This window comes from Actinomadura sp. NPDC049753, from assembly GCF_040674655.1.
Taxonomy (GTDB): Bacteria; Actinomycetota; Actinomycetes; order Streptosporangiales; family Streptosporangiaceae; genus Spirillospora; species Spirillospora verrucosospora.
Genome location: NZ_JBFARL010000203.1, coordinates 1 through 13,520, shown reverse-complemented (window position 1 = coordinate 13,520; position 13,520 = coordinate 1). Strand labels below are relative to the sequence as shown.

13 protein-coding genes are annotated in these 13,520 nt (G+C 73.0%); 4 read left to right on the top strand and 9 right to left on the bottom strand.

Annotated elements, in window-relative coordinates; all coding sequences use genetic code 11:
• From AB0K37_RS34250 to AB0K37_RS34235, 4 genes are all read right to left on the bottom strand, one after another.
• The coding region (locus AB0K37_RS34250) for an ABC transporter ATP-binding protein (RefSeq protein ID WP_363988089.1) at positions 1-790 on the bottom strand (790 nt) is incomplete at its 3' end.
• 52 nt (positions 791-842) lie between these two features.
• Positions 843-1,646, bottom strand: coding sequence for an ABC transporter permease (locus tag AB0K37_RS34245; protein ID WP_363988087.1), 804 nt, complete (start codon positions 1,644-1,646; stop codon positions 843-845).
• Complete coding sequence (locus AB0K37_RS34240; RefSeq protein WP_363988085.1) at positions 1,643-2,419, bottom strand: ABC transporter permease; 777 nt, start codon at positions 2,417-2,419, stop codon at positions 1,643-1,645. Before AB0K37_RS34240 ends, AB0K37_RS34245 begins: the two co-directional genes overlap by 4 nt.
• Positions 2,419-3,399 carry an ABC transporter substrate-binding protein gene (locus AB0K37_RS34235; protein WP_363988082.1) on the bottom strand — a complete coding sequence of 327 codons (981 nt, stop codon included), beginning with the start codon at positions 3,397-3,399 and terminating at the stop codon, positions 2,419-2,421. The genes AB0K37_RS34240 and AB0K37_RS34235 overlap by 1 nt, the downstream gene beginning before the upstream one ends.
• Positions 3,400-3,843: 444 nt before the next feature.
• Between AB0K37_RS34235 and AB0K37_RS34230 the strand changes: the two genes are divergently transcribed.
• Together AB0K37_RS34230 and AB0K37_RS34225 are read left to right on the top strand one after the other, a co-directional pair.
• A complete protein-coding gene (locus AB0K37_RS34230) occupies positions 3,844-6,696 on the top strand; it encodes a nitrate- and nitrite sensing domain-containing protein (RefSeq protein ID WP_363988079.1) in 2,853 nt (950 codons plus the stop codon).
• On the top strand, positions 6,651-6,794 hold the full coding sequence (locus AB0K37_RS34225) for a hypothetical protein (RefSeq protein WP_363988076.1): 144 nt from the start codon (positions 6,651-6,653) through the stop codon (positions 6,792-6,794). Before AB0K37_RS34230 ends, AB0K37_RS34225 begins: the two co-directional genes overlap by 46 nt.
• Here AB0K37_RS34225 and AB0K37_RS34220 read toward each other — a convergent pair.
• The 3 genes from AB0K37_RS34220 to hemG form a co-directional block, all read right to left on the bottom strand.
• A complete protein-coding gene (locus AB0K37_RS34220; RefSeq protein ID WP_363988073.1) occupies positions 6,791-7,369 on the bottom strand; it encodes a hypothetical protein in 579 nt (192 codons plus the stop codon). The genes AB0K37_RS34225 and AB0K37_RS34220 overlap by 4 nt on opposite strands.
• Positions 7,370-7,568: 199 nt before the next feature.
• Positions 7,569-8,267 (bottom strand): hydrogen peroxide-dependent heme synthase, encoded by a 699-nt coding sequence (gene hemQ, locus AB0K37_RS34215; protein WP_363988070.1) that lies wholly within the window; start codon positions 8,265-8,267, stop codon positions 7,569-7,571.
• Entirely contained in the window at positions 8,264-9,697 is a 1,434-nt protein-coding gene (gene hemG, locus AB0K37_RS34210; RefSeq protein WP_363988063.1) for a protoporphyrinogen oxidase, read from the bottom strand. The genes hemQ and hemG overlap by 4 nt, the downstream gene beginning before the upstream one ends.
• A 126-nt stretch (positions 9,698-9,823) precedes the next feature.
• Here hemG and AB0K37_RS34205 point away from each other — a divergent pair, with 126 nt between their 5' ends.
• Both AB0K37_RS34205 and AB0K37_RS34200 read left to right on the top strand, forming a co-directional pair.
• Complete coding sequence (locus AB0K37_RS34205) at positions 9,824-10,939, top strand: hypothetical protein (RefSeq protein ID WP_363988060.1); 1,116 nt, start codon at positions 9,824-9,826, stop codon at positions 10,937-10,939.
• 129 nt (positions 10,940-11,068) lie between these two features.
• Positions 11,069-12,058, top strand: a complete 990-nt coding sequence (locus AB0K37_RS34200; RefSeq protein WP_363988057.1) for a DUF4349 domain-containing protein — start codon at positions 11,069-11,071, stop codon at positions 12,056-12,058.
• Here AB0K37_RS34200 and hemE read toward each other — a convergent pair.
• Together hemE and AB0K37_RS34190 are read right to left on the bottom strand one after the other, a co-directional pair.
• Positions 12,055-13,068, bottom strand: a complete 1,014-nt coding sequence (gene hemE, locus AB0K37_RS34195; RefSeq protein WP_363988092.1) for a uroporphyrinogen decarboxylase — start codon at positions 13,066-13,068, stop codon at positions 12,055-12,057. The two genes, AB0K37_RS34200 and hemE, sit on opposite strands and share 4 nt — an antisense overlap.
• 178 nt (positions 13,069-13,246) lie before the next feature.
• A partial coding sequence (locus AB0K37_RS34190; RefSeq protein WP_363988054.1) for a hypothetical protein occupies positions 13,247-13,520 on the bottom strand: 274 nt, incomplete at its 5' end.

Sequence of the window (13,520 nt, the reverse complement as noted above, 5' to 3'; positions counted from 1 at the left end):
TGCCGGGCGCGGTGCCCGCGGGCGCCGCGCCCGGCACCTTCGCGCCGCCGCGGACCAGCCGTCCGACCTCGGCCCGGAGCCGGACGAACTCGGGGGTCCCCCGGGTCTCGATCTGGTCGCGGGCCGAGGGCAGCTCGACCGGCAGGTCGGCGTGGACGCGGGCGGGCGAGCGGTTCAGCACGACCACTCGGTCACCGACGTAGACGCTCTCGTCGATGTCGTGCGTGACCAGGAGGATCGTCATCTTCCGGGTCCGGTGCATCTGCAGGACGAGGTCCTCCAGGTCCTCCCGGGTCTGCGCGTCCACCGACCCGAACGGCTCGTCCATGAGCAGCAGCGACGGGCGGTAGGCCAGAGCCCGCGCGATCGACACGCGCTGCTGCATGCCCCCCGACAGCTGCCACGGGTACTTGCGTCCGGCGTCCGTGAGACCCACGGACTCCAGGGCCTCCTGCGCCGCGGCGCGCCGCTCCGAGCGGCCCTTGCCGCGCCGCCGCAGCGGCAGCGCCACGTTGTCGCGGACGGTCAGCCAGGGGAACAGCGACCGGCTGTAGTCCTGGAACACCACGGCGAGGTCGTCGGGCACGCCGTCGATCGGCTCGCCGTTCAGGGTGAGGGTCCCGGCGGTCGGGCGGATCAGCCCGCCGATGCAGCGCAGCAAGGTGGACTTGCCGCAGCCGGACGGGCCGACGATGCTGAGCAGCTGGCCGTCCGGGACGGTGAGGTCGAGCCCGTCGATGGCCCGGTGACCGTCGCCGTAGGAATGGCTGAGGCCGGTTATCTGGAGCACCGCGGCCCCCTTTGCTGTGTGTATGTCGTCAGGGTCGGCATAGGGGTCATCGTCAGCTCGCGAGCCTTTTCGCGCCAGTGTGCCAGGACAGCAGGCGCCGCTCCAGGAGCATGAACACCGCGTTGAACAGGAGGCCGAGCAGGCCCAGCATGACGATCCCGGCCCACATCCGGGGCAGTTCGAACGAGCGCTGGGCGCCGATGAGCTCGGAGCCGATTCCCGAGGTGCTGCCGAACAGTTCGGAGATGACCATCAGGATCAGCGCGAACGACAGCGCGACCCGCAGCCCCGCGAAGATCTTGGGGGAGGCCGCCGGGAGCGTGACGGTCAGCAGCCTGCGGAGCCGGCCGACGCCGAACACCCGGGCCGTCTCCAGGTGCAGGGGATCCACGGTGCGGACCCCGTCGCAGGTGTTGAGCAGCACCGGCCACACCACGCCGAACGCGATCGTGACGACCTGCATGGTCGCGCCGAGCTGGAACACGATGATGAAGAACGGCACCAGGGTGGGCGGAGGTATCGCGCGTAGGAACTCCAGCACCGGGTTCAGCAGGTCGTACAGGACCCGCGACCGGCCGATCGCCGCACCCGCCAGGACGCCGGCCGCGCCCGCGACCGCCCATCCGGCGAACAGGTGGGTGAGGCTGGTGGAGAAGTCGTCCACCGCCTTGTCCGTGAGGAACGCGTGGGAGGCGGGTCCGGAGAACCACAGCTCGTGCAGCGCGTCGAAGATCGTCGTGGGCGGGGGGAAGTAGGTCTCGTCCACCGCGCGCGTGACCAGTTCCCACAGCACGGCGGCGGCGGCGACGAGCCAGACCCGCCCGGCCAGCCCGCGCAGCGCTCGCAGCGCCCTCATGCGATCCCCTCCACGCGGGCGGTGTGCCAGCGGAACGCGATCCGTTCCAGCCCGAAGAGGGCTGTGTTGGCCAGCAGACCCAGCACTCCGGCCCAGCAGGCGCCGGCCAGCAGCAGGTCGGTCCGGCCGCCTCCGGACTGGGTGTCGGAGAGGTAGATCCCCACCCCGTCGATCCCGCCCGCCAGGAGCTCGGTGCTGATCACCACGACGAGGGCGACGGAGGCGGCGATCCGGATGCCGGTGGCGATGAACGGCGAAGCGCTCGGCAGGGAGACGCGCCACAGCACCGCCAGCGTCCCGAAGCCGAAGCTGCGCAGGCTCTCCTTGGCGACCGGGTCGACGTCGCGGAGCGCGTACAGGGTGTTGATGAGGATCGGCCACAGGCAGGCGTAGAAGATCAAGGACATCTTCATCTGCGTGGGGTCGGCGAACAGGATGATGGCGAGCGGTATCAGCGCGACCGAGGGAATGGGGCGCAGCAGTTCGACCAGCGCGCGGGAGGCGGTGCCGAGCACCGGAACCGAACCGAGCAGCACGCCCAGCGGCACCGCGACGAGCACCGCCAGCGCGAGCCCGCCGAACCATGCCGTGAGCGTGGCTCCGACGTCGGTGAGGAACTCCCCGTCGACGGCCAGTTTCCCGGCCTCCCGCAGGACGGTCGACGCCGGGGGCAGGGCGGTCTCGTCGACGAGGCCGGCACGGCTCACGACCTCGACGACGGCGACCAGCCCGGCGACCCCGGCGGCGCCGAGAAGGATACGGCGGTGCTTCATTAAGAGGACGTCACCATGAACGACTTGACGTCGAGGGGCTTGTCCAGGTAGCCGAACTGCTGCATCAGGTCGGCCACGCGCTGGAGGCGGGTGGCGTTCAGCGTGGTCGGCCACGTGCCGAAGCTCATGGTGGAGGCGACCTTGGCGTCGATCCCCTTGGCGTAGGTCGGCAGGACGTCCTGGACCAGCTTGCGGTCGGCGGCCATGCCCTGCGCCTTCAGCAGCGCGCGCTGGAAGGCGGCGACCGTCTTGGGGTTCTCCTTGGCGAACTTCTCGGTGGTGGCGAAGCCCGCGACCGGGAAGTCCGCGGTCGGGCCGCTGGACAGGTCGGCGACCATGCGGGCGCCCATGGACTGCTGCATCTGGGTGCCGAACGGCTCGATCGCCTGGACGGCCTCGACGCTCTTGGACTTCAGGGCCTGCTCCATGGCGGGCGGGGGGACCTCGACGAAGTTCTTGTCCTCGTCGAACTCGATGCTCTGGGGCTTGCCGGCGGCGCGCACCAGCAGCGTGGCCACGTTGCGCTTGGTGTTGACGGCGATCTTCTTGCCGGCCAGGTCCTTGATCGTGTGGTACGGGGAGTCCTTGCGCACCATCAGCGTGTGCGTCTTCGGGGCGCTCTGCATGCCCTCGACGACGATCTTGGGCTTGAAGCCCGGGTCCTTGGCCCCGGCGGTGAGCAACGAGACGTAGTTGCTGATGCTGAAGTCCAGCCGGCCGCTCTTCAGGAGCGGGATGCCCGCGGCGCCACCCGGGATGACCTGGGTCTTGACAGTCAGGCCCTCGGCCTTGAACAGTCCCTTGGAGATGGCGAGCTGGACGGGCGCGGTGTCGGCGACGGTCATGTTGCCGAGGGTGATCTCGGACTTCTCCAGACCGTTGGCCGACTTCTTCTCCGAGGAGCCGCAGGCCGCGGCGGAGAGTGCCAGAGCGATCGCTAGCGCGCCGGTGACGGCTGTACGGCGGTGGGAAGCAGGCATGGCAAGGCTCCATTTTGCGGGGGGAAGCACGTTGAACCTGATCTTTCAAACGAGGCGGGAGCGTAGCGCACTGTGGGTGTGGCTTGGGTGAGATGAGAGGATTATGTGCAATTACGTGAACATGGGATAACAGTCTGTGACATGGGCATCTTCTGCATCACAAGTCCAGACTTGTGTGATCATTCGGGTTGGCCATGATGGTGGCTCTGTGTTGCAATATCTCGCGCTCGCCCGCAGTGGCGTGGGTGAGCGATGCGACCCGAATCCCGTTCAGGCCACTGTACGCCGCGAGCGATCGACCCCATTGAGAGGTAGCGGAGGGCAGTGCGGAAAGCAGAAGGGGCCGAGATGGCCCCGCAATCCCCCCAGCCAGGCCCGTCTGCCAGGGGCGACGCCCCGAAGCAAGGTTCCCAGGGCGGGCGTTACAAGCTGCGCAACTGGCGAGTGCGCACGCGTCTGTTCGCCCTCATCGCGGTGCCCACCATCGTGGCCGGGTTCTTCGCGGGTTACCGGGTCTCGGTGTCGTTGGACAACGCCGAAGCCTACAGCCGGACCGGCCAGCTGGCTACGCTCGGTAACCAGCTGACCGCGCTCGCGCACGACGTGGAAGCCGAACGCGACGCGATGGCGGAACGGGCGGCGGGAGGCGGGCGCGCCGGCGGCGCCGACACCCTCGCCGCGCGGCAGGAGGCGGTGGACGCCGACGCCCGCAAGGTGCGCGCCGCCGCGGCGGACGTCGAGACGTACTCCTCCGGCCTGCGGCTGGCGGTCGGAAACGTCCTCAACCGGGTGGACGACCTGCCCGCGCTGCGCACGGCGGCCGCGCGCCTCGCGCCCGGGGTGATCATCGACAAGTACACCGAGTTCGTCGACGACTTCACCTCCTTCCATGTCCTGGTCTCCCAGGACGCCCCCACGGCCGAGCTCGCGCAGAGCGCGCTGGCGCTGGCCGACCTGGCGAACGCCAAGGACGCCGCGTCCCGCGAACGGGCCCTGCTCTCCTCCGCGCTCTGGGAGGGGCGCTTCGAGCCGCTCGACCGCGCCGCGGTCGACGACGCCCGTGCGGACATGGACACCAGCATCAACGCCTTCCGGAGCTCGGCAACGCCGGCCCAGCTGAGGCTGTTCGAGGACACCGTCACCGGTCCCGAGCTGGACCGCGCGGAGGTCACCCGGCTGCAGACGCTGGCCGTCGCCGACTCCTCCCGGCAGCTGCGGGTCAGGCTCGGCGTCCGCACCGCCCGGTCCTGGACGTCCGACTCGACCGCGCGGGTCGACAAGCTGCGGACGGTCGAGAAGAGCATCGCCGCCGACCTCGCCGCCAAGGCGGACGACGCCCGGTCCGGCGCGCAGACGGCGGCGATCCGGGACGGCGTGCTGCTGTTCCTCGTCCTCGCGGTCGTCCTGGCGACCCTGATCGTGATGGCCCGCTCGCTGGTGCGGCCGCTGCGCCGGCTGCAGTCCGGCGCGCTGGACGTGGCCAACACGCGGCTGCCCGGCCTGGTCGACCGGCTGCGCGACCCCGAGGCCGCCGCGGGCGGCATCGAGGTCAAGCCGATCGAGATCGACTCCACCGACGAGATCGGCCAGGTCGCGCGGGCGTTCGACGAGGTCCACCGCGAGGCGGTCCGGCTGGCCGCCGACGAGGCCGTGCTGCGCGGCAACATCAACGCGATGTTCGTCAACCTCTCCCGCCGCAGCCAGTCCCTCATCGAGCGGCAGCTGCGGCTGATCGAGGAGCTGGAGCAGAGCGAGCGCGACGAGGAGCAGCTCGGCAACCTGTTCCGGCTCGACCACCTGGCCACCCGCATGCGTCGCAACTGCGAGAACCTCCTCGTCCTCGGCGGACAGGAGCAGGTGCGCCGGTGGAACCAGCCCGTCCCGCTGATCGACGTCGTCCGCGCGTCGCTGTCCGAGGTCGAGCAGTACGAGCGCGTGGCGCTGCGGGTTCAGGGCGACATGACGGTCGCCGGCCCGGTCGTCAACGACCTCGTCCACCTGCTGGCCGAGCTGGTGGAGAACGCCACCGTGTTCTCCTCCGAGAACACCAAGGTGACGGTCTCGGGGCAGATGCTGAGCGGCGGCGGCTGCATGCTGCAGATCACCGACAACGGCGTCGGCATGTCGCCCGAGGAGCTGGAGCAGGCCAACTGGCGGCTGGCGAACCCGCCCGTCATCGACTTCTCCGCGGCGCGCCGCATGGGCCTGTTCGTGGTCGGCCGCCTGGCCGTCCGGCACGGGATCCGCGTCGAGCTGCGGGCCGCCCAGGGCGGCGGCCTCACCGCGTTCGTGGTGCTGCCGGACGCGGTCGTCACGCCGGGCGAGTCCGGCGGCATCGGCAGCCGTCCCGGCCTCGCCCCCCGCGAGGCCGGATCCCACGGCCAGCTCGCCGCGCTCACCACCACCGCCGCCGAGCCGCCCGCGGGCGGGTACCGGCAGGACGACTACGGCCCCGCCGCCATGGGCGGCGGCACCATGGGCGGCGGCACCGGACCGCAGCCCATGACGGGCGGCACGGGCGCGCACCCCATGGTCGGCGGCACCGGACCGCTGCGGCCCGTCCGCGGCGCCACCGGCCCGCAGCCGGGCATCACCGAGACCGGTCCGATCCCGGCCCCGGGCGCGCACGACCCCTACGGCACCGGCGCGCATCCCGCGGTCCCGCCCGCCGAGCGGCGCCCCTCGCGGGACCGGCGCACCCCCGCGGGCGACCCCTACGGGACCGGCGAGCGCCAGCCGCGCAGGCCGGGGGAGCTGCCGGTCCGGGAGCCGGGCACGCACCTGCAGGGCCGCCCCTCCGACGGAGGCTCCTCGAACGGGCTCTTCCAGCCGCGCAGCGAGCGCTCGCAGGAGGTGGAGGACGCCCCCGCCAACGGCGCCTACCCGCCGGGCGGGCGGACGGGCCCGCAGTCGGTCGTCCCGGAGGCGCAGCCGCTGGTGCCCGAGTCCGGCGGCGGACGGCACATCCCGTGGGAGACCGGGCCGCTGGAGCAGGTCGGCCCGAACCCCGGCCAGGCGCCCTCCCCCTACGCCGAGGACGTCCCGGCCATGTCCGCTCCCCACGTGCCGGAGGCGCCGGTGCCCGAGCCGCCACCCGTTCCCCAGCCGGCCGTGCGGGCCGCGGCGGCCGCACAGCCGGAGCCGAAGGCCCCGCCGCGGCTGCCCGAGCGCTCGCCCATCTTCGACGCGATGCAGTCGGAGTGGTTCCAGCGCCCGCGGTCGAGGACGCCAAGCTCCGCCAGGTCATGGAGATGGACAACCCCAAGCCGCTCGACCTGCCCTACGCCTGGGCTCTGAACGGGGTCAACCGCAACACCGACCGGAGCCTCCTGTCCGACACGCAGTACTCGGGCTACTACTACGACTCGAACTCCGGAGGATCGGGCAACTACTAGGGGGTCTCGGGGACCTCGCAGTCGTCCTTGTCGCTCTGCTTGTTGGCCAGGACGACGCTGCCGTTGTCGTCGCTCTTGCCGTGGACGAAGACGCGGGGCTCGTCGTCGCCGCCGTCCCTGAGGAACTGGGTCGTCCACTTGCACAGGTCGATGGCCGGCTCGGAGTTCTCGTCGGCCTCGCCGAGGTCGGTGTAGACGCGCACGAAGCTGCCGCTGCGGCGAACGTCGGTGACGTGCTTGACGACCTTCCCGCCGGGGTCCTTCGTCTCGAAGTACGGCACCGCGTCGGTGATCTCGTCGGGGTCGCCGGCGGCCCCGACGCGCTCGTTCGGGGACGGGACGGTGGCCGTGCGGGCGGCGACGGCGGCGCGGGGCGCGGGGCCCGAGCCGCCGGGCAGCGCCAGGACGGCGACGGCCGCGAGCACCGCGGCCGTCGCGGTCACCGCCCCCGCGACGCCCAGCCGGCGCCTCCGGGAGTCCCGGAGGGACGCGAGCATGCGGTGCAGGCGGGCCGAGAAATCGGACGGCGGCCGGGCGTGCCGTCCGCGGGCGTGCCGGGCGGGAGACTTGGTCACGGACGGCACTTTACTGCCGGCCGCCCCCGGCCCACGCGCGATCCGGAATAGGAGCGGCGGGGATCCTCGCGGAGGGACGCCGAACCCGGTCAGATTACGGGCGAGCAGGGAGTTTTCGACGGGTCAGCCGGTGAACCGGCAGCTCGTCAGGTTCTCCGATGGCCGCCCGCCACCTGACGGGCGGCCGGAACGGTTCGGGCTAGGCCAGGCCGGCGACCAGTTCGGCGACCGCCTTGCGGCGACCTGTGTAGAAGGGCACCTCCTCGCGGGTGTGCAGGCGCGCCTTCGCCCCCCGCAGGTGCCGCATCAGGTCGACGATGCGGTGCAGCTCGTCCGCCTCGAACGCCAGCATCCACTCGTAGTCGCCGAGCGCGAACGCCGACACCGTGTTGGCCCGGACGTCGGGGTAGTCGCGCGCCATCATGCCGTGCTCGGAGAGCATCGCACGGCGTTCCTCGTCCGGCAGCAGGTACCACTCGTAGGAGCGGACGAACGGGTACACGCACACGTAGGCGCGCGGCTCCTCGTCGGCGAGGAACGCGGGGATGTGGCTCTTGTTGAACTCCGCCGGGCGGTGCAGCGCCATCTGCGACCACACCGGCTCGCTCGCACGGCCCAGCGCCGTCCGCCGGAACCGCGTGTAGACCTCCTGCAGGTCGTCGGACGTGGGCGCGTGCCACCAGAACATGTAGTCGGCGTCCGCCCGCAGGCCCGCGACGTCGTAGGCGCCGCGCGTGGTGACGTCCTTCTGGGCGGCCTGGTCGAGGAGGTCCTGCACCTCCGCCGCCTCCTGCTCGCCCACGGTTCCCGGGTTCGCGACCCGGAACACCGACCACATTGTGTAGCGGATCACGTTGTTGAGTTCGCGCGCCTTCGGCTTGCCCTGCTGCTCCGTCATGGTCCAACTCCTTCTCGACTGCGCAAATGGTCCAGGACGCGGAGCGCCGCCGCGCGCGCGGAGGCGATGCACGCGGGGATGCCGAGGCCGTCGTAGGCGGCGCCCGCGACGGCCAGCCCCGGCGCTCCGGCGACCGCGGCCCGGACCTTGGCCACGCGGTCGGCGTGGCCCACGTTGTACTGCGGGAGGCCGCCGCCCCACCGGGTCACCCGGCTCTCGGCCGGCAGCTCGGTGACGCCGCACGTCGCGGCGAGCTCGGCCATGGCGGTCGCGACGAGCTCCTCGTCGGCCCGCTGGAGCAGATGCTCCTCGCCGTACCGGCCGATGGAGCAGCGCACCGCGACGACGCCCGGGTCGCGGTCGCGCAGGTGCGGCCACTTCAGCGAGCTGAACGTGACGGCCTTGACCCCCCGGCCGCCGCGGGCCGTGTCGCTCTCCACGTTCGGGACGAGGTAGCCGCTGCCCTCCGGGAGCCGCGGGAACGCGGTGGCCCGGTAGGCGAGCGTGATGATCGCCATACTGGCGTACTCGATGCCGCCCAGCTCCCGCGCGGCGGCGGGAACGTCCGGCTCCAGCAGGCGGGACGCCGGGGCCGCCGGGACCGCGACCACCACGGCGTCGGCGTCGAGGTGCTCGGGGTCGCGGGCCGAGCCGACGGTGAGGCGCCAGCCGTCCTCGCGGCGGCGCAGCTCGCGGACCGTGGCGCCGGTCCTGACCGTCCCGCCCGCCTCGGCGATGTCGGCGGCGACCAGGTGCGGGAGCGTGCCGAGACCGTCCGGCAGCGTGGCGAACACAGGGCCCGGATCCTTCGGCGCGGCGGCCCGGATGCCCTGGACGGCCTGGATCAGCGACCGGTGGGACCGCGCGGCGGCGGCGACGGAAGGCAGCGTGGACTCGAAGGACAGCAGTTCGGCCCGTCCCGCGTACACGCCGCCGAGCAGCGGCTCCACGAGCCGGTCGACGACCTCGCCGCCGAGGCGGGCGCCGATGTAGTCGGCGACGGACACGTCCCCGCCGCGCGGCGTCTCCGGCAGCACGAGGTCGAGCGGGGCGCGGGCGAGCCCGGCCGGCGACAGCACGTGCGCGGCGGCCAGCGCCTTCAGGTCGGACGGGACGCCCATGACCTGGCCGGACGGGATGGGCCGCAGCGCGCCGCGGCTGAGGATCGCCGAGGACGTGGTGCCGGGGTTCACCAGGTCGCCGGAGCGGCCGAGGTCGCGCACCAGGTCCAGGCCCTCGGGGCGGCGGGCGAGCATCGACTCGGCGCCCTCGTCCACCGGGATCCCGGCGATCTCGCTGACCCGCAGCTTCCCGCCGATCCGGGAGGAGCCCTCCAGGACCGTCACGCGGACGCCCTCCCGGACGAGCATGCGCGCGGCGGCGAGGCCCGCGATGCCGCCCCCGACGACAACGGCATGGGACGTGGTCATGCCTCCAGCCTCCCAGACGCCTCGCCGGATCGCGCACCGGGGCGGGCCCGGCGCCGCGCCCCGGCGCGGGATTCTTGTCACGGAGATGACAAGATCTCGAAACCACGCCAGTGAATACTGGCGGGCATGATGCCTCGGACGACCTCCGCCCTCCTCTCGGCGGCCCTCACGGCGGCGGCGCTCGCGACCGGCGGGCTCGCGTCCCCCGCGTCGGGCGCGGCCCGCGGCGAGTTCGCGCCGGTCCCGCTGCCGTTCTTCTGGCCGAACAACAGCCTCTACGACGTCGACGCCGCCTCGGCCGACAGCGTCTGGATCGCCGGGAACCAGGGCGAACTCGTGATCCCCGGCCCGATCCCGGGGACCGGGCAGAGCATTCCGGGAAACCCCGTCGTCCGGCGCTGGAAGGACGCCCGCTGGGTCGAGTACGACCTTCAGAACCTGTCCAGCCGCGGCACCATCACCGACGTCGACGCGGCCGGTCCCGAGGACGTGTGGATCACCGGTCCGAAGTACGGCTCCGGCGGCGCGGCGCCGGAGCCGTACGTGGCGCGCTTCACCGGCTCGCGGTTCGAGCAGGTGGCGCTGCCGCCCGGCGCCGGCGGCGCGAACCTCCAGGCGAGGGCCGGCGGCGTGTGGGTCGCCACCGCCGGCGCCGTCTACCGCCGGACGGGCGACACCTGGACGCACGTCACCGCGATCCCGGACATGCAGCAGTACACGTCCTACATCCGGGCGGACGACGACATCTGGTTCCTCGGCACCGTCTCCCGCACCGACCAGACGCTCGCCGCACACCACTGGGACGGGCACTCCTGGCAGAGCGTCCCGGTGCACGAGCCCGTCCCCGGGACGGGCTTCACCGACATGGTCGCCCTCTCCCCCACCGACGCCTGGGCCACCGGCATCAGCTACCGCACCTCCCCGGCCTCACCCGTCCTGATGCACTGGGACGGCACGGCCTGGACGGGCGTCAACCCGCCGCCCGGCCTCAACGCGCTCACCCGGATCGTCCAGGGCGGGGACGGAACGCTGTGGGCGGTCGGGCACTCGCTCGACGAGCCCGCCAAGCCCGGCCTGCTCCGCTACGGCGGCGGGGCCTGGGAGCGCGTCCCGACCACCGCCGTGCCGAACAGGAGCAACGTCTACGCGACCGCGCTCGCCGTCGTCCCCGGCACCGGCGCCCTGTGGACGCTCGGGTCCGTGAACATCGGCGGGCCGGTCGTCCTCACCGACGGCCCATGATCAACGGCGGCCCATGATCACTCGCGGCCTGTGATCACTCGGCGGCCCGTGATCGCCGCGTGCCCGCTTCGTGCCCGGATCGCGACCGGTCCGGGGGAACGGTGATCCGGCGCACCCCGTCCAAGCCCCATGCGGATCGTCAGGAGCATCACCTGCGCACTGGTCGTCCTGCCGCTGGCGGCGGGCATGGCCGCGTGCGGAGGCGGCGGCGACCAGTCCTCCGGAGCGTCGGACACCGCCCCCCGGGGCGTGGCCACGGCGCCGGCCCTCCCGAGCGGCGCCCGGCGCGCCGAGGGCGTCCCGCAGAGCGGGAGCGCGAAACGGCCGGAGACGCCCCTGCCCACCGGGCGCGAGGTCGTCCACACCGCCGACCTGCGGGTGCGGGCGAAGGACGTGGAGGCCGCCGCCGCCAAGGCCAAGCAGCTGGTCGCCGCGGCGGGCGGCTACGTCGAGCGGGAGTCGACGTCGAGCGACCCGGCCCGCTCGGAGATCGCGCTCAAGATCCCCGGTGACCGGTACGCCGAGGTGCTGGGCCGGCTCGGCGCCGAGCTCGGCACCAAGCTGTCGCTCAGCCAGCAGGCCGAGGACGTCACCGCCGAGGTGGCCGACGTCGACGCGCGGGTGCGGTCCGCGAAGGCCACGCTGGAGTCGTTCCGCAAGCTGCTCGGCCGGGCGAACTCCGTCGGCGAGATCATGAGCATCGAGCAGGAGATCTCCGAGCGGGAGGCCGACCTGGAGGCGCTCCAGGCGCGCCAGAAGTCGCTCGCCCACCGCACGCAGTTCGCGACCGTGACCGTGATCCTGGTGAGCAGGGCGGCGCCGCCCGAGAAGGACGAGCCCCGCGGCGGCTTCGTCGGCGGGCTGGAGAACGGCTGGCACGCGTTCACCGCGTTCGTCGGCGGCGTCGCCGCCGTGCTGGGCTGGCTGCTGCCGTTCCTCGTCGCGGCCGCCGTGGTCGGGCTGCCGGCGGTGGCCCTGCGCCGCCGCAGGCGCGCCCGGTCCGCGGCCCGCGGCGCCGGCTCCGCACCGGCCCCGGAGGAGGCGCCGGAGCCGGAGCACGCGAAGGCCGCCGTCGGGGTGGGCGACGAGCCCCCGCAGGGGCCGCCGCCGCCCGCCTAGTGCGAGTCCTCGGCGCTCGCCTCGTGGACGAGGTCGGCGAGGCGGGCCAGCACGTCCGGGTCCATGGACGGCAGGACGCCGTGGCCGAGGTTGAAGATGTGCCCCTCGGCGGTGCGGCCGCGGGCCAGCACGTCGCGGGCGCGGCGCTCCACGACCTCCCACGGGGCGAAGAGGACCGCCGGGTCGAGGTTGCCCTGCAGGGCCTTGCCCGGCTCGACGCGGCTGACGGCCTCGTCCAGCGGCACCCGCCAGTCGACGCCGACGACGTCGGCCCCGGCCTCGCCCATCAGGCCGAGCAGCTCGCCCGTCCCGACGCCGAAGTGGATGCGCGGGACGCCGAGCGGCTCGATCTCGGCGAAGATGCGGCGGGCGTGCGGCAGGACGGACTCGCGGTAGTCCTGCGCGGCGACCGCGCCCACCCACGAGTCGAAGACCTGCACGGCGCTCGCACCGGCCGCGATCTGCACCTTCAGGAACGCGATCGTGAGGTCGGCCAGCCGCTCCATCAGCCGGTTCCACAGCCGCGGCTCGCCGTACATCATGGCCTTGGTGCGCTCTTGGTTCTTGGACGGGCCGCCCTCGATCAGGTACGACGCGAGCGTGAACGGGCCCCCCGCGAACCCGATGAGCGGCGTCGCGCCGAGCTCGCCGACCAGGCCCCGCACGCCCTCGGTCACGTACGGGACGTCGTCGGGCGAGAGGGGGCGCAGGACGTCCAGGCCCGCGGCGTCGCGGATGGGGTCGGCGATGACCGGGCCGACGCCGGGCTTGATGTCGAGGTCGACGCCGACCGCCCGGAGCGGCACCATGATGTCGCTGTAGAAGATCGCCGCGTCGACCGCGTACCGCCGCACCGGCTGCATCGTGATCTCCACGATCATGTCCGGGCGGGTGCACGACTCCAGCATCGGGACGCCCTCGCGGACCCGCAGGTACTCCGGCAGGGAGCGCCCCGCCTGGCGCATGAACCACACCGGCGTGTGCGGCACGGGCCGGCGCCGGCAGGCCAGCAGGAAGGGGCTCTCGGCGAGGCCGCCGTCGTCGGGCGTGCGCGCAGGGTGGTCGTTCGAACGGGCTGCGTCAGCGGTCACGTTGCGATGGTCCCACGAAATGCCGATGGAGGAGCACCGGAGTGACCTGTGAGGCGCAACGAACTTCCGGACACGCCGAGCGAAGTCCCGCATTCTGTCACCGGCGCGTGCGAACGTGATGCGTGTCATAGCCGAGGGAGGTTCCCCCTTGTACTGCTTCACCTGCGGTGATGAACGGGTGTTCGAGCAGCCGCCGTGCGAGGACGGGCACGGCGAGGAGTGCCCCGAGCGGGCCTGCGCCGACTGCGGTTCGGCCGTCCTGGTCGGCCTGCCGCCCGCCGCCACCGCCCCGGCCCGCCGCCGGGCTCGACGCGGAGGGCGAGACCATCGCGACCGCGTCGGCCGAGGCCGTCACCGAGGAGGCGCTGCGG